Genomic DNA, 19,646 nt, shown 5'->3' with positions numbered 1-19,646 from the left:
ATATTTTTGTTCATAAACAGGAGCCACTGATGCCGCACACCAATCCGCCACCGCTGCTCCAGGTTCGTGGTATCAGCAAGCAGTTTTCCGGCGTAGTGGTATTGAAGAGTATCGACTTTACTCTGCAACCAGGACAGGTACATGCCCTGTTGGGAGGAAATGGCGCGGGGAAATCGACGTTGATGAAGATCATCGCCGGCGTGCTGCCACCAGACAGCGGTACCATCGAGATCAATGGGCAACCCTGCCTTAATCTCACCCCAGCAAAAGCACATCAACTCGGTATCTATTTGGTCCCCCAAGAACCGATGTTATTTGCCAATCTGTCGGTACAAGAAAATATTCTGTTTCGTTTGCCCAAACATCAGGCAGATAAGAAGAAGATGGCGCAATTACTCAAAAACCTGGGTTGCCATTTGGATCTGTCAGTCAGCGCCGGCTCACTGGATGTAGCAGATCAACAGCTAGTAGAAATTATGCGCGGCTTGATGCGTGACTCACGTATTTTGATCCTTGATGAGCCAACAGCGTCACTAACACCGGCGGAAACCAATCGTCTATTTAGCCAAATCAAAATGTTATTGCAGCAAGGTGTCGGAGTGGTATTTATCTCCCACAAATTACCTGAAATTCGTCAACTGGCAGATTGGGTCAGTGTCATGCGCGATGGTGGCATCGCTCTAAGTGGCGCCACCACTGATTTCTCCATCGATACGATTATTCAGGCCATTAAGCCACAGGCCAAAAACAGCGAATTATCTGATACCCAGAAGCTATGGCTGGAACTGCCCGGTAACCGCCGCTCTCAAGCGCGTGCTCAGTCCAATCAACCGGTGATAGAAGTTGCCGATCTGAGTGGTGAAGGTTTTGCCCATATCTCTTTTGAGGTGCATGCCGGTGAAATCCTGGGATTAGCGGGGGTGGTTGGTGCGGGCAGAACAGAACTCGCTGAAACACTCTATGGTTTACGACCCGCCAGCGGTGGCCACGTCAGGCTGGAAGGGATTGATATCACATTGATGAAAACCGTCAATCGTCTGGCAACCGGGTTGGTTTATCTGCCGGAAGACCGCCAAGCCTCCGGCCTCTATCTGGATGCTCCGCTCAGTTGGAATGTCTGCTCGCTCACCCAGGGTAATCAGGGGTTATGGACACATCCGGCACAGGAAGCCGCCATTCTGGAACGCTATCGGCGGGCACTAAACATTAAGTTCAGCCACCTTGAGCAACCCGTGCGCACCTTGTCTGGTGGCAATCAACAAAAGCTGTTGATTGCGAAATGCCTTGAAGCCAATCCGTTGCTACTGATTATTGATGAACCTACTCGTGGCGTAGATGTATCAGCGCGCAGCGATATTTATCAATTGATCCGCAGTATTGCCTCTCAGCATGTGGCGATCATTTTTATCTCGTCAGATCTGGAAGAAGTAGTGCAGATGGCTTCCCGGGTGTTGGTCATGCATCAAGGTGAAATCAGTGGCGCAGTCAGTGGGGCGGAAATGAATGTCGATACCATTATGCATCTGGCCTTTGGTGAACATAATACCGATGCGCGCCAATCTGCTGAAAGCGAGGGCGCATCATGTTGAAATTTATTCAAAGCTATCAATTTATTCAAAACAATCGTGAAGGTACCGCACTGCTGGCGATTTTGGCTTTATTTGCCTTGCTTGGTGTGATCGACAGTAATTACTTCACCTTGCAAACCTTCACCATGATTTTCAGCAGCGCACAGATCCTGATCCTGTTAGCCATCGGCGCCACCATGGTGATGCTAACCCGCAATATCGATGTGTCCGTCGGCTCCATTACCGGCTTATGTGCCGTCACTGTGGGTATGGCGCTCAATGCTGGTTTCGGGCTGGCAATCTCCTGCCTGTTTGCTCTGCTGGTCGGCATGGTGACGGGCTTCTTTAATGGCATTTTGGTTACCTGGCTGCGCATCCCGGCGATTGTCGCCACCCTGGGTACGCTGGGGTTGTATCGCGGCCTGATGCTATTGATAACCGGCGGGAAATGGATAGAAGGGCTGCCAGCAGACTTGAAAAGTTTATCCACCCCCATTCTGTTTTCTATCTCTCCTATCGGCTGGCTAATTATGCTGCTGATTGTAGCTATGGCCTTGTTGCTAGGTAAAACCGCCTTTGGCCGCAGTTTCTATGCTACCGGCGATAACTTGCAGGGTGCACGCCAACTGGGGATCCGCACCGACAGTATTCGTATTTTTGCCTTCTCAATGAATGGGGTGATGGCCGCGCTGGCAGGGATCGTCTTCGCCTCCCAAATTGGCTTTATCCCTAATCAGACGGGCAGTGGGTTAGAGATGAAAGCCATCGCCGCCTGTGTTCTCGGTGGGATCAGCCTGCTCGGTGGTACCGGCACCATTCTTGGGGCCATTCTGGGGGCTTACCTATTAACACAAATCGACAGCGTGCTGGTGCTACTGCGCCTGCCTGCTTGGTGGAATGACTTTATTGCCGGACTGGTGTTGCTGGGTGTGCTGGTGTTCGATGGCCGCCTGCGCTGTGCCATTGAGCGCAATATCCGCCAGCAGAAATATGCTCGCTTTAATGCTCGCCCGGCAGTTTCTGGTAAGTCGACAACTTCGGATAAGAAGAAAAACGTTATACCCAATAGATTTCATGATGCAGGAAGGCGGCAAACGAGAGAATCCCGATGAGCATACAGTGGTAAGTGATTCGGCTAAACGAGAGTAGGTAACACACCTGCAATTTGAAAGATGAAGGGTATAAAAAGAGGTGGCGCGATGAATATATATCGCCGTTATGGATGGGAACTGGCCTTGGCTGCACTGTTAGTGCTGGAAATCCTGCTGTTTGGTTTATCGAATTCTCGCATGCTGGATATCAACGTATTGCTGTTCAGTACCAGTGATTTCATCTGCATCGGCATTGTAGCTTTGCCGCTGACCATGGTGATTGTCAGTGGCGGAATTGACATCTCATTCGGTTCAACTATCGGATTGTGCTCCATATTCCTAGGCGTGATGTTTCAAGCTGGCGTCCCCATGAGTGTCGCGATCCCGCTGACACTGGTGGTTGGCGCGTTATGCGGTTTGATTAATGCCGGGCTGATTCTGTATACCGGCGTCAACCCGTTGGTCATAACTCTAGGCACCATGTACCTGTTCGGCGGCAGCGCCTTGCTGTTGTCCGGCATTTCCGGCGCGACCGGTTATGAGGGCATTGGCGGTTTCCCAACAGCCTTTACCGATTTTGCCAACCAAACGTTGTTCGGCCTGCCCGTCCCACTGGTTATCTTTATGGTCTGCGTGCTGCTGTTCTGGCTACTGATGCACCGCACTCATAGCGGCCGCAACGTATTCCTTATCGGGCAAAACAGTCGGGTGGCCCGTTACAGCGCCCTGCCCGTCGCGCGTACCTTATGCATCCTGTATGCCCTGACGGGTGTGGCGTCTGCGATTGCCGCGGTCCTATTGGTCTCTTATTTCGGTTCGGCACGCTCTGATTTGGGGGCTTCGTTCCTGATGCCAGCCATCACCGCAGTGGTACTGGGGGGCGCTAACATCTACGGCGGCTCTGGCTCCATCCTAGGGACGGCACTGGCGATATTACTGGTGGGTTACTTACAGCAAGGTTTGCAAATGATTGGCACACCAAACCAGATATCGAGTGCGTTGTCCGGTGCATTACTGATTCTGGTGGTGGTTGGGCGCTCTATCAGCCTGCACCGACATCTGATTCATGAATGGCTGCAACGTCGTCGCAGCAGACACACCCTAAGTTAATACCTGTTTTCTTTTGTAGTGAAATTGCCAACACCTCTACCCCTAGCTTCTTCGGAGATAGCAATGAAAACACAAAGATTAAAAAAGCTGGCACTGGTTTGTGCCCTTGGATTTGCCTGTATCACTACTGCTCAAGCGGCAGAACGCATCGCATTTATCCCGAAACTGGTTGGGGTCGGCTTCTTCACCAGCGGCGGTAAAGGTGCCGTTGATGCCGGTAAAGAGCTGGGTGTGGATGTGACCTACGATGGCCCGACAGAACCGAGTGTTTCCGGCCAGGTTCAGTTAATCAATAACTTCGTCAATCAGGGTTACAACGCCATTGTGGTTTCGGCAGTCTCACCGGATGGACTGTGCCCTGCGTTAAAACGCGCGATGCAACGGGGCGTCAAAATCTTGACCTGGGACTCTGATACCAAACCAGAATGTCGCTCGGTTTACATCAACCAAGGTACCCCAAATCAATTGGGTTCGATGCTGGTCGATATGGCCGCGAATCAAGTGAAAAAAGATAAAGCCAAGGTCGCCTTCTTCTATTCCAGCCCGACGGTTACCGATCAGAACCAATGGGTCAATGAAGCGAAGAAAAAAATCCAACAAGATCACCCCGGTTGGGAAGTGGTCACCACCCAGTTCGGCTATAACGATGCCACAAAATCACTGCAAACCGCAGAAGGCATCTTAAAAGCTTATAGCGATCTGGATGCCATTATTGCCCCAGATGCCAACGCCCTGCCCGCTGCGGCACAAGCAGCAGAAAACCTGAAACGCGACAATGTGGCGATCGTCGGCTTCAGTACTCCAAACGTGATGCGCCCTTATGTTCAGCGCGGCACGGTCAAGGAATTCGGTCTGTGGGATGTGGTTAATCAAGGCAAGATTTCAGTTTATGTCGCCAATGAAATGCTGAAAAAAGGCGACCTGAATGTCGGCGATAAAATTGATATCCCGAACATTGGCGTGGTTGAAGTGGCACCGAATAGCATTCAGGGCTATGACCATGAGGCTAAAGGCAGCGGCATTGTGTTACTGCCACAGCGGGTCATTTTCACTAAAGAAAACATCGACAAATACGATTTTTAATCTCGGCGGCCCGTCCACCGGCGGGCCGGAACAGGACTAAGGGAGTAATAACAGATGGCTGATTTAGACGATATTAAAGACGGTAAAGATTTCGGTATTGGCGTGCCGCAGATAAATCCTGCCTTTACACTGAAAGGCTCGGGTTCACTGGATTGGGGGATGCAATCCCGGCTGGCGCGAATTTTCAATCCGAAAACCAATCGCACGGTAATGCTGGCATTTGATCACGGTTATTTTCAGGGGCCGACCACGGGCCTGGAGCGGATTGATATCAATATCGCCCCGCTGTTTGAATATGCCGATGTCCTAATGTGTACCCGTGGCATTTTGCGCAGTATCGTCCCCGCGTCGGCCAATCGCCCGGTGGTACTGCGCGCATCTGGTGCCAACTCGATTCTGACTGATTTATCCAACGAAGCGGTGGCGGTGGCAATGGAAGATGCATTGCGGCTCAACTCCTGCGCCGTGGCGGCACAAGTCTATATCGGCACTGAACACGAGCATCAGTCGATTAAAAATATCATTCAATTAGTTGATCAGGGAATGCGCTACGGCATGCCTACCATGGCCGTGACTGGCGTCGGTAAAGACATGGCTCGCGACCAGCGCTACTTCTCTCTGGCCACCCGAATTGCCGCTGAGATGGGCGCACAGGTGATCAAAACCTATTATGTCGACAGTGGATTTGAACGTATCGCTGCCGGTTGTCCAGTGCCTATCGTCATTGCCGGTGGTAAAAAACTACCAGAACGCGATGCATTGGAAATGTGCTATCAAGCCATTGATCAGGGAGCGTCAGGTGTAGATATGGGGCGCAATATCTTCCAGTCAGAAGCCCCAATTGCCATGCTGAAAGCGGTTCATGCAGTGGTACATAAAAATGAAAATGCACAAACAGCCTATAAGCTGTTCTTAGATGAAAAAGGTTGAGTGGGCATCGCTGCCAGTCAGTGACTGGTAAGCCGTGACAAGGAGGTTTTCGGTAATAAGGAGACCTTTGGTAATCAGGAGACAAATATGCACGTGACTCTCGTCGAAATTAATGTGAAAGATGACAAAGTTGAGCAGTTTATTGAGGTTTTTCGCGCCAATCATCAGGGTTCTATCCGCGAGGCGGGGAACTTGCGTTTTGATGTGCTAAGGGACGAGACGATCCCAACCCGTTTTTATATCTATGAGGCTTATACCGATGAAGCTGCGGTGGCGGCACATAAGCAAACCCCCCATTACCTGAAGTGTGTCGAACAACTGGAGGGATTGATGACCGGCCCACGCAAGAAAACAGTATTTATCGGCCTGATGCCTTAGCCGACACGGGCAGCCGATTTCCTACGCTGCCCGCATGTTGGAGCCGCATGGCAAATTTAGCGACTGAGCCACATCACGCGCACACGCTAAAACTTATCCGCACCCATAAACCGCCTAGTAACTCACTGTGCAATAACTCTGGGCGGGTTTTATGGTAGGTCGTAATGTCTTTTACCAATGCTAACCCCAGCCCCGCCCCTTGCTGCTCACCCACATTATCCAACCGGTGGAATGGCATCAGCGCTTGCGCAGCTTCATCTTGTGCAATACCAGGGCCACTGTCTTCTATTTCTAACCAACAGCGCCCTGTGTCACCGCCTATAACCAACCGTACCGTCACCACGCCCTGCTTTGGTGTGTATTTCAACGCGTTGTCCAGCAGGTTGTCGCACAGTTCAGTCAGCAATAAGGCATCCCCCTCGATCCAGCACTCAGACACCCCCTCATAGCCCAGATCAATCTGCTTGCTGCGGGCTTGAGCAAGGTGTGCAAAACACGCGTCGCGTAATAGTGGGCCGAGATTAACCGGTTGTAGTCTGCGCTCGTGTACTTTCATCCGTGATAACTGCAATAACCGATCCGTCAGGGAAACGGTGTGATCCAGTGTCCCGCGCATCGCCAATAGGCTTTCACGCCATTGTTGTGGGGAGTCACTGGCCAGCGCCACCGCCACCTGCGTTTTCAACACCGTTAACGGTGTACGCAATTGATGAGAGGCATCAGCACTAAAGCGCCCCTGACGTGCCACCATTTCCCGTAAACGCTCGATGTAGCGATCAAAGGCCAATAACAACGGTTCCATTTCTGACCATGGCAACACTTTGGGGAGCGGGGTCAGTTCACCGGGATCACGCCGCAGCATCAAGCCTGATAGCTTACGTAATGGCTTGAGAATACCTTTGAGTAAGATATACGCCATTACCAGCGTCAAGAGCACCAGCGTACCTTGGGTCAAGACTGCCGATATCATGATCTGCTGTGCCAGATCATGGCGGGATGCTAGCGTTTCAGCCACCAGCACCATCGCCATCCCCATAACACCAGACTCATTAACCGGTTGATAAAGCGCAGCCACACGTATTGGTTTGCCTCGGTACTCGGCATCATAAAAATGTACCAATGCAGGGTAGAGAAGGGATCGTGGCGTATTCAGCGGGAAAGGCGGTAAATCATTGTAGCCAGCTATACTTTTCCCCTCTGGCGTAATCACCTGATAGTAAAGCTGATCATTCATATTGCGCTCAAAACTATCGAGGACAATATAAGGGACATCAACCTCTAGCTGCCCATGACGAACAACCAACCGCTCCGCGACCGTCCGGGCAGAGGCTAATAACGTGCGGTCATAAGCTAACGTAGCCGCATTCATCGCACTGATATAATGGGTATAAATAGAGATCCCGCCCAAAATCAGTAGTGGGACACCAAAAAACAGCAGCAATTGATGAAACAGCGAACGTGGGGCTTTAAACCATCGTGGCACAGTAGTGTTAGAGCATGCCATTAGTGCATTCCAGGCTGTAACCTAAACCGCGTAAAGTCTGGATAGAGACATTACTGCCATGCAGCTTTTTACGCACCCGATGCACATACAGTTCAATACTTTCTGGATTGGCATCATCGGATAAGGTAAATACCTGCTCAAACAGTTGTTGTTTGGCAACTGGCCTACCCCGGCGATGCATCAGTGAGGTTAATACTGCCGATTCCCGCGGTGTCAGCGCCAGTGGCTTATCCGCTAACAGAAAGTAACCTTCGTCGTGATAGGTCAACTCACCAAATTGCACCGCCTGCCCGGTTCCACCGACACTACGCCGTAATAGAGCACGTATCCGCGCCTCCAGTTCATCCAGTTCAAACGGTTTCGTCAAATAGTCATCCGCCCCCAAGTTCAGCCCTTTCACCCGGTCTGCCACTTCCGTTCTGGCGGTCAACAACAGCACCGGCAGCGTTTGCCCACGCTTACGTAGCCGGGCCAGCAAATCTAACCCGTTCAAACGTGGCAACGCCACATCCAATACCACCAGCGCGTAATTTTCGTTTTGCAGCAAATGATCGGCGGCAACACCATCATTTGCCACATCCACAGCGAAGCCCGCATGAGTCAATGCTTTCTGTAACCAGTGAGATAACTCGGGGTGATCCTCTACCAACAAGAGACGCATATCACATCCTGTACTTTTTCCTTCCCATTGAAAGGTAACTGAAAGGTTAATCTATTAACAATTCAGCAACCTCGCAATCGCGGGAAGGCTCACAATTTAGACGAAAATAATGAGGGAATAAGATGAAAAGGATAATTACCCGCACTTTAGCCGCCTCGATTCTGATACTGACAGCACAAATGGCACAGGCTATCGAGGCACCTGGCAGAACAGAATGTATTGCGCCGGCCAAACCCGGCGGCGGCTTTGATCTTACCTGTAAATTGATTCAGGTTTCCCTGCAAGAGACTAAAGCAATTGATCGCCCAATGCGGGTCAGCTATATGCCAGGAGGTGTCGGAGCGGTTGCCTATAACGCCATCGTGGCGCAACGGCCAGCAGAGTTTGGCACCGTGGTCGCGTTCTCCGGCGGCTCTTTACTTAATCTGGCACAAAATAAATTTGGCCGTTATAGCCCTGACGATGTGAAGTGGTTGGCGGCCGTTGGCACTGATTACGGCATGATCGCCGTGCGGGCTGACTCTCCCTATAAAACGCTAACAGATCTGATGGATGCCTTTAAACAAGATCCTAACAGCGTGGTATTCGGGGCCGGTGCCTCGATTGGCAGCCAGGACTGGATGAAAACGGCGTTACTGGCCCGTGAGGTGGGCGTCGATCCCCATAAAATGCGCTATGTGGCCTTTGAGGGTGGCGGTGAACCGGTTACCGCATTGTTAGGTAACCATATTCAGGCGGTGTCCGGGGACTTAAGTGAAATGGTGCCCTATCTGGCAGGCGACAAACTACGGATATTGGCTGTTTATGCAGAACAACGCCTGCCTGGCCAACTGGCTAATATTCCTACGGCTAAAGAACAAGGCTTCAATTTAGTGTGGCCGATTATTCGTGGTTTCTATCTCGGGCCGAAGGTCAGTGATGCCGAATATCAATGGTGGACGGAGACCTTTAACACCTTGGTACAAACTGACGAGTTCAAAAAACAGCGCGAATTACGCGGCTTATTTGAGTTCAACCTGACCGGCAAAGAGCTGGATGTGTATGTCAAAAAACAGATTGAACAATATCGTGAACAAGCTAAAGCATTCGGGCTGGCCAAATAATTAAGGAGAAAGATCATGAGCGATCGTATTTTTGCCAGTATCTGGATCCTACTCTGTATCAGCGGCTTATTTATCGGCTGGGGAATTCAAAGCGAATACAGTTATGAGCCGCTAGGCCCGCGCCCTTTCCCGATGGCAATTCTGGCGTTAATGACACTGTGCGCGGTGCTATTGCTGCTGCGTAAACCAGATGTTATCGCATGGCCGCACGCCAAAGTATTGCATCGCCTGTTGGTGATGGTGATTACGCTGGTGCTCTATGCCTGGGGGTTTGAGTCGCTTGGATTCCCGCTGGCGACAGCCCTGCTAACATTTAGCATCGCATTGTTATTTGAGGCAAAAATATGGGTCGCTGCGCTGTCCGGCGTGGTCCTGGGCGCGTCATTATTCTATGCCTTTGACTATTTACTTGATGTCACCCTACCACTTGGCGTTTGGCTGAACTAACGAGGCTGTGATGGAAACTTGGATGTATTTATCGCAAGGATTTGAGGTGGCATTAACACCACAAAACCTGATGATTGCCCTGATAGGCTGCTTTATCGGTACCATTGTTGGCTTACTCCCAGGACTGGGGCCGATCAACGGCGTGGCCATTTTGCTGCCACTCGCTTTTGCCCTAAAACTGCCCGCCGAGTCTGCCCTGATCTTGCTGGCTACGGTTTATATCGGTTGTGAATATGGTGGGCGCATCTCATCCATATTACTTAATGTCCCCGGTGATGCCGCGGCTATCATGACCGCCCTTGATGGTTATCCAATGGCGCAGCAGGGCCGTGCCGGTGTAGCGCTATCCATTTCAGCAGTTAGCTCATTTGTTGGTTCACTCTTGGCTATTGGTGGGATCATTCTGTTTGCACCGCTACTGGCACAGTGGTCACTGGCATTCGGACCCTCGGAGTATTTCGCGTTAATGGTCTTCGCTATCGCCTGCCTTGGCAGCATGATGAGCCAAAATCCCTTGAAATCACTGCTCGCCGCCTTAATCGGCTTGGGGTTGGCGACAGTAGGCGTTGATGCAAACACCGGCGTTTATCGCTTCACCTTTGATAGTGTCCACCTCTCTGATGGAATTCAATTTATCGTGGTGGTGATCGGCTTGTTCTCGGTCAGTGAGATCTTGTTGATGCTGGAAAGTACCAGTACCGGCCAGAAACTGGTGCGTAAAACCGGTCGCCTGATGTTCAACCGCAAAGAGGCGGCAGAATGTGTTGGGCCAACACTGCGATCTTCAGTGATCGGTTTCTTTGTTGGGATTTTGCCGGGCGCAGGGGCAACCATCGCCAGTGCGCTGACCTACATGACCGAAAAGCGCATCAGTGGTAACAGCGATAGTTTTGGTAAAGGGGATATTCGTGGTGTTGCCGCACCTGAAGCGGCGAATAATGCTTCTGCCTGTGGATCTTTTATTCCGATGCTCACTCTGGGCGTTCCAGGCTCAGGCACTACGGCGGTAATGATGGGAGCATTGACCCTGTATAACATCACACCGGGGCCTGCGATGTTCACCGAGCAACCGGATATTGTCTGGGGGTTAATTGCCTCGCTGTTGATAGCCAACGTTATATTACTGCTGATGAACCTACCTCTGGTTGGCTTCTTCACCCGCATGTTAACCATTCCGTTATGGTTCCTGGTCCCCGCCATTGCAGCAGTCTCTGCGGTGGGGGTGTATGCGGTGCACAGCACCACTTTCGACCTGATGCTCATGGTTGGATTGGGTATCTTTGGCTATCTGCTGAGAAAAATGAACTTCCCCATGTCCCCGCTGATTTTAGGCTTTGTTCTGGGCGAAATGCTGGAGCAAAACCTGCGCCGTGCACTGTCCATTAGCAATGGCAATTACACTATTTTGTGGTCGAGCCCTATTGCAAAAAGCTTGCTAATACTGGCCGTGGTGGTGTTGGTGCTGCCGCCAATCCTGCGAGTAGTACGTAAATTCCGCCAATCAAAGCCAGCCGCTAATGAAGGGTAAAAACTGACTCGTATTACTCCGGGGCTGATAATTATAGGATTATTGGCCCCGATTTATTGGGTTAGTCACAATCAAATATTCCGCGTTATAAGATGACACCTATCAACAAAATGCTTAATGAGTAAACTGATCATCACCAGTACCGGAAATGCTTAGACCTTAACTATAATGAAAGTAGATAAGTGTAATCACGATAAATCATGAGGCAAAACCATGTCAGACAAAATCGCCGTCGGCATCAGCGCTTGCCTGTTAGGTGAGAAAGTACGTTTCGATGGCGGGCATAAACGTCTAACATTTGCCGTGGACGAGTTGGCCCCTTTTGTTCATTTTGAGCCGATCTGCCCTGAGATGGCAATCGGGCTGCCTTCGCCCCGCCCAGCGCTGCGCTTGGTTAAAGCAGGCGCTGATGATATTCGTCTCAGCTTTAGTAACCAACCAGAAACCGACCTGACCCGCGCCATGCAGGACTTCTCCGCGAAAAGAATTGCGGGATTGCAGCATTTAAGCGGCTATGTGGTTTGCGCCAAATCCCCTAGCTGCGGCATGGAGCGAGTGCGGGTGTATGAAACCGATGGCAAAAATAACCGCAAAAGTGGTACTGGTATTTTCACTCAAGAATTAATGCGCCAACTACCGTGGCTCCCCATTGAGGAAGATGGCCGCCTGTGTGACCCTGAGCTGAAAGAGAATTTTGTGGCACGAATCTATGCCTTACATGAGTTTAATCAGCTATGGCAACAAGGCATGAGCCGCGCCCGGCTGATCGCTTTCCATAGCCGCTATAAATTGTTATTACTAGCTCATTCGCAACCTGCCTACCGTGAATTAGGGCGTTTCGTTGCGGCTATCGACCAATGGCCTTCAATTAATGAATGTGCTTTTGAATACCGTAACCGGCTGATGGCCCTGATGAGCCAACACTCCTCGCGCCGTGGTCACACCAATGTCTTGCAGCATGTCCAAGGCTATTTCAGCAACCAACTCAGCCCCCGGCAACGCAGTGAGCTGGCACAACTGATTTTGCGTTATCGTCAAGGCAGTCAGCCACTGCTTGCCCCCATTACCCTGCTCAAACATTATTTAGCTGAATATCCCGACAGCTATCTTGCCCAGCAGCGCTATTTTGACCCTTACCCGGAGGTTTTGCGCCTAAGGTATGGGCATTAAGAGGGGGAATTTAAACGCGATATGAAGCCCGTGGTAATTCAGCAAGTTGCCGCGTTATCAGATAACACCTATCAGCAAAATGTCTCCTTTGCGTTATTCTTAGCGCCGAAGAAAATAATTAGCAGTCTTTCTGGTGGTATCACGGCCTCATGGCAGTGAGGCCGCTGTAAAACAGGAGTTTCTATGAACACCACTTATCGCCTGGCGCTGGCTTTGGCTTTTTCTACCACGCTGCTGACGGCTACCGTTCACGCCAATAGCCTATTGGATTCAGTAAAAAGTGCTGCTGACCAATACAGTAAATCGGGTGATAGCTCATCTTCATTGTCGTCATTGACCGGCTTACTCAATGGTGGCGATAAAGGGCTAAGTGCCAGCACCATGACCAATGCTGCCGGTATATTGCAATATTGCGTACAAAATAATGTACTGTCGGCCAATGGCACTTCGGCGATTAAAGACCAATTGATGAGTAAACTGGGTATCACCAGTACCGAAAATGCCAAGAGCCAGGACTATCAGGAAGGTTTAGGCGGATTACTGAAAACCGGTGAAGGTAAGAGTTTGAATTTGAACGATCTGGGCAGTGAGCAAATCACTGAAAAAATCAAAACCAAAGCCTGTGATTTAGTGCTGAAACAGGGTCAGTCGTTCTTGTTGAAATAAACCTGACACACTGAGGTTTATAACAACGCGATTCCTGGCGCAGTGAATGAAGGGTTTACCGCACTCAGAGTGCACGGTGGCTTACGCCACTATTGCCCCAACAGTAAGTATCCCCTTCATTTCACTTTGTCAGCATGCTCTATTTTATGAAGATATTCTGGCGGTGATACGCCATCTGCCCTTCATCGGGGGAAAACTTAACCGGTAAACGCAGCTTCCGCCCTTCATATTTAGCGAAATTATCTTCACTGATACTGCTTTTGAGTTTTTTGATCAGAGGGGATAACACCATTTCCAGATGCTCATTAAAGGTGATTAATCCCTGATCAAAGGCCCGGTCGTGCAAGCTTGAAAGGCACAGACCATTACTGGGATTAAGCCGATGTTCAGCGCCGTGACTCCATGGGCGAATATGGCTGGCAACGAGTAATGCAGGTACTTCTAGTTCAGTAATACAGCAACGATTGTCATAGATGTGCAGTACATTTTTACGAAATAATTGCTGACCGACCCTAGCTTTAATAATCGTAGTTCTTTCGCCGCCACTAAAGTCTTTAATACCACTGTCAGCGTTAATACTATTATCAACTTTAATATTACTATCAAATAGTTGGGTAATCGGCTTTTCTAACTCACTCATCGCCTGTTGGCATTGCAATTCAAAAACTTCAGCATTCTCATTCAATTCCAGCCATAAAGCTCGGTCGGCCTTAGAGACACTCGTTAAACCACTGCGGCCTGAGTCAGTAATAAAAGGGTCCAGACTGGCTAAATTGACCAACTTCATCGCGAGTGCCGAAGGGGTTCTGCCAATTAACGCGGCGTAATGAATAATATCGGGATTTCTGGAATGCAATTTGCCAAAGGGAATTTGGCTATACAGTGTAAAAGCAACTAACAATTGATCCCGCGTCCAGTGATTTACCGCCGCCATGCATCGTCACCCAAAATTAGTGAGTCATTTTATTGAATGCGTTAACTATGCCAGGTGTTGTGGGGTATGGGTACCCTATCCTCCCCAATATATCTTCAGCCCTAACTCGGATAACCATACAAAATCTAAATTAACCACAACAATCCATACCCCAAAAATATCCTGTTTTGGGATATTTTTACGCGGATAGGATAATTACTCGAACACATCACATGGAGGATTAAACATTATGGATAAACAAGACTGGCATCCGGCAGATATTATCGCGGGTTTGAAAAAACGCGGTACAACGATGGCGGCACTTTCCCGAGAGTCAGGGCTGGCCTCTTCAACGCTGGCGAATACGCTGTTGCGCCATTGGCCGAAGGGCGAAAACTTGATTGCACAGGTGCTGGAATTACATCCTGCGGAGATCTGGCCTTCACGTTATCTGAAGCCTAAAAAAACGCGAAAAACGTTGCCAATTGCGTAATTAAATCTAGTTGATTCCACTTCTCCATGGAGGATAAACGGAAGTGGAATCACTAACTTTCAGGCCATCATCCTGCTGCTGTCTCGCAGGCAAAGATATTGGTACCCATATTATATGCGGCTTCAAGTACCGGACCAGGGCCACCTAAGTCTGGCAGCAGTAACACGGTTGAACTCATCACCGGTGCACCGCAGAAATTGAAAATACCGTGCTCAATCTGTATTTTCATCGCTTCGGCAAAGCCATGATTGATATAAGTCTTATGCGCGGCCGCACCGATTCCAATGATATGTACTGGCAGATGCGTCAGCTTTTTGATCAACTCCCCCGCGTCATCATAGGCCCAGCCATTGGAAAACACGCGATCAATCCATCCTTTTAACAATGCGGGCATCGACCACCAGTAAATTGGGAACACTAATACCAGCGCATCTGCTCGCTCAATCCTCTGTTGCTCCGCCAGCACATCATCCGCCAGCGAAGCTTGCCGATTAAAAGCAGCAATATCCACTGCGGTAAACCTTGGGTCAAAACCTTCGGTAGCAATATCGGCAATCTCATAAGTGTGTGTAGAATCCGATGCAACCAACCCCGCTGCAATCTGTCGTGCAACACTGTTAGTGAGTGATTCATGAAGCGGATGTGAGGTAACGATAAGTGAATGCATAATCTGACTCCTGATTGCCATTAAAATGCCGTTGGCGTAATCTATATACCATTAGTAAGTTACTGTTGGTAAGTTACCTTTGGTATATAAGCATGTCAACTAGCAAAAAGAATGTATCGTCACGACTTCGCCTATCGCGTGAAGAGCGTTACCACCAATTAATGAATACAGCATGGCAACTGGTGCGGGAAGAAGGCACTGAAGCCCTGACGCTAGGCCGCCTTGCTGAGCGCTCCGGCGTCACTAAACCGGTGGTTTATGACCATTTCGGCACCCGAGCTGGACTTTTTGCCGAACTTTATAAAGAGTTTGATAGCCGCCAAACCACATTGATGGATGCGGCCATTGCGCAATGCGAGCCAACACTCACTGCTATCGCCACCGTGACCGCCTCATCATATATTGACTGTGTCCTGCTTCAGGGGCAGGAAATCTCTGGGGTCATTGCAGCATTAAAAGGCACGCCTGAGCTGGATGAGATGAAACGTGAATATTCTAAGGCGTACATCCACAAATGCCGGAATATACTCGCGCCCTATGCTAAAGGGAATCTGATTTCAGATGCCAGCCTATGGGCATTGCTAGGTGCAGCAGAAGGGTTATCGTGTTCTGCTGCTAGCGGCGAAATCACCGCCTCACAGGCAAAATCTGAGCTATTTGAGTTGATTATGGCGATAGTAGAAAGAAGCATAGGCCAGAGCTAGCAACGGCAAAGTATCCTCAAAAAGAATCAGATGGAATAGCAAGGTAGATTGAAAGTTTACCGAGGCTGTATCAGTAGTTTGAACGCGAGCAGGTAATGAATGGATTTCCAAATACTCCCCGCACTGCGAGGAGTATTCAGAATACCGTTAAATCGCTTTTTCTGATTCAATACTTTTTTGATTACGACTGACTGCCACTTTGAATAGCCAATATATCAAGCTGGCGGCAACCAGCGAGTTAATGGTTGGAATCCCCCACTCAGTCACCAATCCGATAACACTGCCGACAATACTGGCAATAATGGCAACCCAACCGATAACTGGTGTTTGGGTTTCGTCAGGGAGTTTCCCTTCCAGTCGACTCTTATCCAGAATATTGCGATGAGAGCGCAACACAAAATAGTCCACCAGCATGATGCCGATAATCGGCGGGAATACCACGCCTAGCACCGTAAGGAAATCCACAAACCGATCCAAAATCCCTAACACGGAAAGTGTCGTACCCAGCACGCCGATAACTAACGTGGTTAAGGTGTATTTCAGTTTTTTCCCGGTCAGCCCCTCGACCGCATTGACGATACCGAGGGACGAAGAGTACAGATTAAGGTCATTAACTCTTAATGTTGAGAACACCACCACCAGCAAGCCTGCACCACCCGCGGCCTGAGACATAATAGTCACCACATCAGCCGTTCCGAGCGTTTTAGCAATCAAGATAGCCAGGCCATTGACCACGAACTCCCCGGCCACAATGGTGAAAATCGTCACACCCAACACATGCTTCCCATTTTTGGAATAACGCGTTAGGTCAGGGGTCATCAAGCTTGCCACGATAGCGCCCCCGACAACGATAGTGATACCTGCGCTGATAGACAGAGGATCACCCGGTGGTATCAACTGCATAATTTCATGCAAATTATGCCCGGACAGCGTACTAATAGAGATATAAGCCACCAGCAAAATAAACATCGGAACCGCAATACGTGCGGCGATGCGCAATGCCTTAAAACCAAATGCCACCAAGATAGTCAGCAGGCTACCCGATAAAGCTGCCGCGAATCCGAATCCCAGTTTATTACCCAGCGCGAAATCAAGCGATTTGGCAAAAATAGCGTTTTGTATACCAAACCAACCCAATAAACTCACGGCCACCACAATCCCGATCAGTACTGAGCCTAAGCGACCAAAGCCACACCAGCGAGCCAACAGGCTACCGGAGATCCCTTCACGCATACCGGCCAGCCCAAGACCGTAGGTCACCACACCAAATATTATGCTGCCAATAAGGATTGCGGTGAATGCATCAGTCAGTGTCATGGAGTTACCCAGCACCGCCCCCAGCATAAATTGATCCAGCGCGGTCAGCATACCCATGTGAACGATGGCAACGCTTAAAAATGAAACCCTTTTATCCTGTGGCACGCGGCTTAATGGATAGTCTTCAATTTTGATCACGATAAAGTGCACCCTTGTAGTTCAGATAAACTGGATTCCTTTTGCTACCAGTCGATCCGGAATATAATTATCCAAATGTGCAAATTTGCAAAACTCCTCAAACTGTTGCAACGTGTGGACATCAGATTTTTGATAAATAGTATATATTCTGTTTTCTATTGTTTTAGTGCTGATATTATATATCTTAGCGATCTCTTTAACAGAAAGTCTTTGCAACATTAAAAATATAACGTCAAGCTCAGCGCGGGTAAAAGTCTTACTATTAATTTCGGTGGTCAGGACGCTTGGTTTTTGTTGGTTTATGTATTTGAGTGGAGATAACGTATTAAGCGGTTTGGCACTCCACATAACACCAATGACTTCTTTTTTATCATTATAAATAGGCAGTTTTTCACTGATAAAGGGGGTCAGAGTATCTTTACCATACCAATAATGTGTTTCTATGACAGTAACCCGATCTTGTGACTCTTCGGTTCTCTTATCATGCTCCATAAACTCGGGAGAAAATTCAGCCCAGTTAGCAGGAAACTCATCGTCCAGCTTCCCCTCTATCTCAAAGTTCAATGGTGTATTGGTATAAAGATAGGCTGCCTTGTTCATATAGATATGGCGGGAATTGAGATCTTTAATGCCCCATGGCTCACTGAGGTGCTCCATCATGGCAATAAGGCCCTTGAAATAAATTTCATTATTTTTATCGGGCAAATCCATTACGACCTCGCCGATTAAAACCGGTTAAATTTCTTTTGCCAGATAGTGCCGAGTATGTTTTTTGGCATATCCACCTAAATCGCCATAGACACGATAGCCTAACTTTTCATAAAAACCTCTGGCCTGGAAATCGAAAGTATCTACATAAGCCATATGACAACCGCGTTTTATGGCTTCTTCTTCTGCTTTTTCCATTAATTGGCGACCATAGCCACTTTTACGATATTCATCACTGACCCAAAGATACTGGACCTCAAGCCCACCCCACCAGGTTCTGGCAACCAATCCTGCTACAATTTTGCCGTTGTCGTTGGTAACCGTTAAGAATAGCGGATGAATGTCTACAGCTTCAGTTTTATTATTGTGAGCCCAAAGACTATCAATGACATACTCTTCGTCTTGTGGGTTTGGCGTATCCGTGACGTTAATATTCATTTTCGTAACATACCTTCCTATATTAATAATTCAAATTGCAATCAAATTAATAAACTCCAACTGATTTTAATATCACTTTTCTTAAAGTGTTACAAGAGTGGTTTTCACCCGTTCCCACAATGGCGTTAAGTGTTTATATTTAATGTGACAGAGCTAAAAAATACCAACTTATCTCGTGAATGTTATCTGTTTGGCCTGCTCTGTCTGCAAATACTGATTTCGCCTCACCAGGGCTTTATCGGAGAAACCTATCAATAACTCACGGCTCCACCTGTAGAGCAAGGCTAACTTGCCAAAGGGGGGCCGCTCATCCTCCCCAAAATCCATAAATTTTATTGCTTAATATGCTCATTTACCGTCTACCTAGTCAAAAACTGGCCGTTCCGTTTTTATTTACCACTCACTATGAGCTTGAGCTCAAGCTTGTCGAGAGATCCCCAACAGTAAGTCTGCACTCAATACCGTGTTTCAGTACCAGTCCAGCATAAATATTTCTGTATTGTCGCAAGTCGGAAGAGTTGACCGCCGACCGACCATCGGATTTACAATCTCTCTTCCATGAGAATAAAGATCAGAGCCATATTAAATAATGAATTAAATGCAATTTAATTTACTTTATTTCTTTTTAACACCATTTATTATTCAATTACCCCTACTTTAATTATCGTACTCTCACTACAAAATACACTATAAGTAACGTTTATATAAACATAATGCGCACACTATTTTTATATTCATATATCCAATATATTGACTAAGAAGATTTTTGCGTCACGCTCATATTATTTTATATTAATAGCTAGTGTATTATTTTCTGTATTATAACCTTCCCTCCCTGCCTGGAGAGCTGTTATATTTACGCGATATTGGACAAGGACTGGAGAACCTACAGCGGGAACCCAGATGGTCGAAGCTGTTAAACGCTATGTCAGTATTAGATATGAATAATTTACTGACATTTAATTTATAGCTCAATTATTTTGCATAATCCAGGATCAATTAGAGCATCACATTTCATAGATTTAAATT

At 48.4% G+C, this 19,646-nt stretch carries 22 protein-coding genes; 15 read left to right on the top strand and 7 right to left on the bottom strand.

The annotated features are described in order from the left end of the window. Positions 1-29: 29 nt before the first annotated feature. The 6 genes from lsrA (at position 30) to lsrG (ending at position 6,160) form a co-directional block, all read left to right on the top strand. Positions 30-1,589 carry an autoinducer 2 ABC transporter ATP-binding protein LsrA gene (lsrA, locus tag Q2T72_RS03120; RefSeq protein ID WP_083160757.1) on the top strand — a complete coding sequence of 520 codons (1,560 nt, stop codon included), beginning with the start codon at positions 30-32 and terminating at the stop codon, positions 1,587-1,589. Continuing rightward, positions 1,583-2,680 (top strand): autoinducer 2 ABC transporter permease LsrC, encoded by a 1,098-nt coding sequence (gene lsrC, locus Q2T72_RS03115; protein WP_083160759.1) that lies wholly within the window; start codon positions 1,583-1,585, stop codon positions 2,678-2,680. The genes lsrA and lsrC overlap by 7 nt, the downstream gene beginning before the upstream one ends. A gap of 87 nt (positions 2,681-2,767) precedes the next feature. Then, positions 2,768-3,769 (top strand): autoinducer 2 ABC transporter permease LsrD, encoded by a 1,002-nt coding sequence (gene lsrD, locus Q2T72_RS03110; protein WP_083160763.1) that lies wholly within the window; start codon positions 2,768-2,770, stop codon positions 3,767-3,769. Positions 3,770-3,832: 63 nt separating this feature from the next. After that, positions 3,833-4,852, top strand: a complete 1,020-nt coding sequence (gene lsrB / locus Q2T72_RS03105; RefSeq protein ID WP_372557910.1) for an autoinducer 2 ABC transporter substrate-binding protein LsrB — start codon at positions 3,833-3,835, stop codon at positions 4,850-4,852. A 54-nt stretch (positions 4,853-4,906) separates the two neighbouring features. Next, positions 4,907-5,782: a 3-hydroxy-5-phosphonooxypentane-2,4-dione thiolase gene (lsrF, locus tag Q2T72_RS03100; protein WP_083160768.1), complete on the top strand. Its 876-nt coding sequence runs from the start codon at positions 4,907-4,909 to the stop codon at positions 5,780-5,782. Between the two features lie 87 nt (positions 5,783-5,869). Next, positions 5,870-6,160, top strand: a complete 291-nt coding sequence (gene lsrG / locus Q2T72_RS03095; RefSeq protein ID WP_083160770.1) for a (4S)-4-hydroxy-5-phosphonooxypentane-2,3-dione isomerase — start codon at positions 5,870-5,872, stop codon at positions 6,158-6,160. 73 nt (positions 6,161-6,233) lie between these two features. Here lsrG and Q2T72_RS03090 read toward each other — a convergent pair whose 3' ends face one another. Together Q2T72_RS03090 and tctD are read right to left on the bottom strand one after the other, a co-directional pair. After that, a complete protein-coding gene (locus Q2T72_RS03090; protein ID WP_083160772.1) occupies positions 6,234-7,664 on the bottom strand; it encodes a sensor histidine kinase in 1,431 nt (476 codons plus the stop codon). After that, positions 7,651-8,325 carry a transcriptional regulator TctD gene (tctD, locus tag Q2T72_RS03085; protein ID WP_083160774.1) on the bottom strand — a complete coding sequence of 225 codons (675 nt, stop codon included), beginning with the start codon at positions 8,323-8,325 and terminating at the stop codon, positions 7,651-7,653. The genes Q2T72_RS03090 and tctD overlap by 14 nt, the downstream gene beginning before the upstream one ends. A 122-nt stretch (positions 8,326-8,447) precedes the next feature. Between tctD and Q2T72_RS03080 the strand changes: the two genes are divergently transcribed. The 6 genes from Q2T72_RS03080 to Q2T72_RS03055 all read left to right on the top strand — a co-directional run bounded on the left by Q2T72_RS03080 (position 8,448) and on the right by Q2T72_RS03055 (position 13,239). Then, positions 8,448-9,428, top strand: a complete 981-nt coding sequence (locus tag Q2T72_RS03080; protein ID WP_372568625.1) for a Bug family tripartite tricarboxylate transporter substrate binding protein — start codon at positions 8,448-8,450, stop codon at positions 9,426-9,428. Between the two features lie 15 nt (positions 9,429-9,443). Beyond that, the gene (locus Q2T72_RS03075; protein ID WP_083160778.1) at positions 9,444-9,875 is read left to right on the top strand and encodes a tripartite tricarboxylate transporter TctB family protein; all 432 of its coding nucleotides are present in this window, start codon (positions 9,444-9,446) and stop codon (positions 9,873-9,875) included. A gap of 10 nt (positions 9,876-9,885) precedes the next feature. Further along, positions 9,886-11,403: a tripartite tricarboxylate transporter permease gene (locus Q2T72_RS03070; RefSeq protein WP_083160779.1), complete on the top strand. Its 1,518-nt coding sequence runs from the start codon at positions 9,886-9,888 to the stop codon at positions 11,401-11,403. Between the two features lie 213 nt (positions 11,404-11,616). After that, positions 11,617-12,573, top strand: coding sequence for a 2-thiouracil desulfurase family protein (locus Q2T72_RS03065; RefSeq protein ID WP_083160780.1), 957 nt, complete (start codon positions 11,617-11,619; stop codon positions 12,571-12,573). 21 nt (positions 12,574-12,594) lie between these two features. Continuing rightward, positions 12,595-12,732, top strand: a complete 138-nt coding sequence (locus tag Q2T72_RS03060) for a hypothetical protein (RefSeq protein ID WP_193784736.1) — start codon at positions 12,595-12,597, stop codon at positions 12,730-12,732. 24 nt (positions 12,733-12,756) lie between these two features. Continuing rightward, a complete protein-coding gene (locus tag Q2T72_RS03055) occupies positions 12,757-13,239 on the top strand; it encodes a DUF2501 domain-containing protein (protein ID WP_372557903.1) in 483 nt (160 codons plus the stop codon). A 139-nt stretch (positions 13,240-13,378) separates the two neighbouring features. Here the strand turns inward: Q2T72_RS03055 and Q2T72_RS03050 are convergent, their stop codons facing one another. Then, positions 13,379-14,173, bottom strand: coding sequence for an HNH endonuclease (locus Q2T72_RS03050; RefSeq protein WP_083160783.1), 795 nt, complete (start codon positions 14,171-14,173; stop codon positions 13,379-13,381). A 229-nt stretch (positions 14,174-14,402) separates the two neighbouring features. On the opposite strand from Q2T72_RS03050, the gene Q2T72_RS03045 reads away from it, so the two are divergent. After that, positions 14,403-14,645, top strand: coding sequence for a helix-turn-helix transcriptional regulator (locus Q2T72_RS03045; RefSeq protein WP_083160785.1), 243 nt, complete (start codon positions 14,403-14,405; stop codon positions 14,643-14,645). A gap of 67 nt (positions 14,646-14,712) precedes the next feature. Here the strand turns inward: Q2T72_RS03045 and Q2T72_RS03040 are convergent, their stop codons facing one another. Then, positions 14,713-15,312, bottom strand: coding sequence for an NAD(P)H-dependent oxidoreductase (locus Q2T72_RS03040; protein ID WP_083160787.1), 600 nt, complete (start codon positions 15,310-15,312; stop codon positions 14,713-14,715). Between the two features lie 161 nt (positions 15,313-15,473). On the opposite strand from Q2T72_RS03040, the gene Q2T72_RS03035 reads away from it, so the two are divergent. Further along, positions 15,474-16,016, top strand: coding sequence for a TetR/AcrR family transcriptional regulator (locus Q2T72_RS03035; RefSeq protein ID WP_372569848.1), 543 nt, complete (start codon positions 15,474-15,476; stop codon positions 16,014-16,016). 147 nt (positions 16,017-16,163) lie between these two features. Here Q2T72_RS03035 and Q2T72_RS03030 read toward each other — a convergent pair whose 3' ends face one another. The 3 genes from Q2T72_RS03030 to Q2T72_RS03020 are packed head-to-tail and all read right to left on the bottom strand — an operon-like array spanning position 16,164 to position 18,617. After that, complete coding sequence (locus Q2T72_RS03030; protein ID WP_372568624.1) at positions 16,164-17,471, bottom strand: cytosine permease; 1,308 nt, start codon at positions 17,469-17,471, stop codon at positions 16,164-16,166. Between the two features lie 21 nt (positions 17,472-17,492). After that, positions 17,493-18,182, bottom strand: coding sequence for a PAS and helix-turn-helix domain-containing protein (locus Q2T72_RS03025; RefSeq protein WP_083160791.1), 690 nt, complete (start codon positions 18,180-18,182; stop codon positions 17,493-17,495). A 24-nt stretch (positions 18,183-18,206) separates the two neighbouring features. Continuing rightward, positions 18,207-18,617, bottom strand: a complete 411-nt coding sequence (locus Q2T72_RS03020) for a GNAT family N-acetyltransferase (RefSeq protein WP_083160793.1) — start codon at positions 18,615-18,617, stop codon at positions 18,207-18,209. A gap of 802 nt (positions 18,618-19,419) precedes the next feature. Between Q2T72_RS03020 and Q2T72_RS03015 the strand changes: the two genes are divergently transcribed. Next, positions 19,420-19,587, top strand: coding sequence for a POTRA domain-containing protein (locus tag Q2T72_RS03015; RefSeq protein WP_193784737.1), 168 nt, complete (start codon positions 19,420-19,422; stop codon positions 19,585-19,587). Positions 19,588-19,646: the final 59 nt, after the last annotated feature.

It is taken from the genome of Yersinia sp. 2466 StPb PI (assembly GCF_041538325.1).
GTDB classification, from domain to species: Bacteria; Pseudomonadota; Gammaproteobacteria; order Enterobacterales; family Enterobacteriaceae; genus Yersinia; species Yersinia enterocolitica_E.
This window is presented reverse-complemented; position numbering and strand designations above follow the sequence as displayed.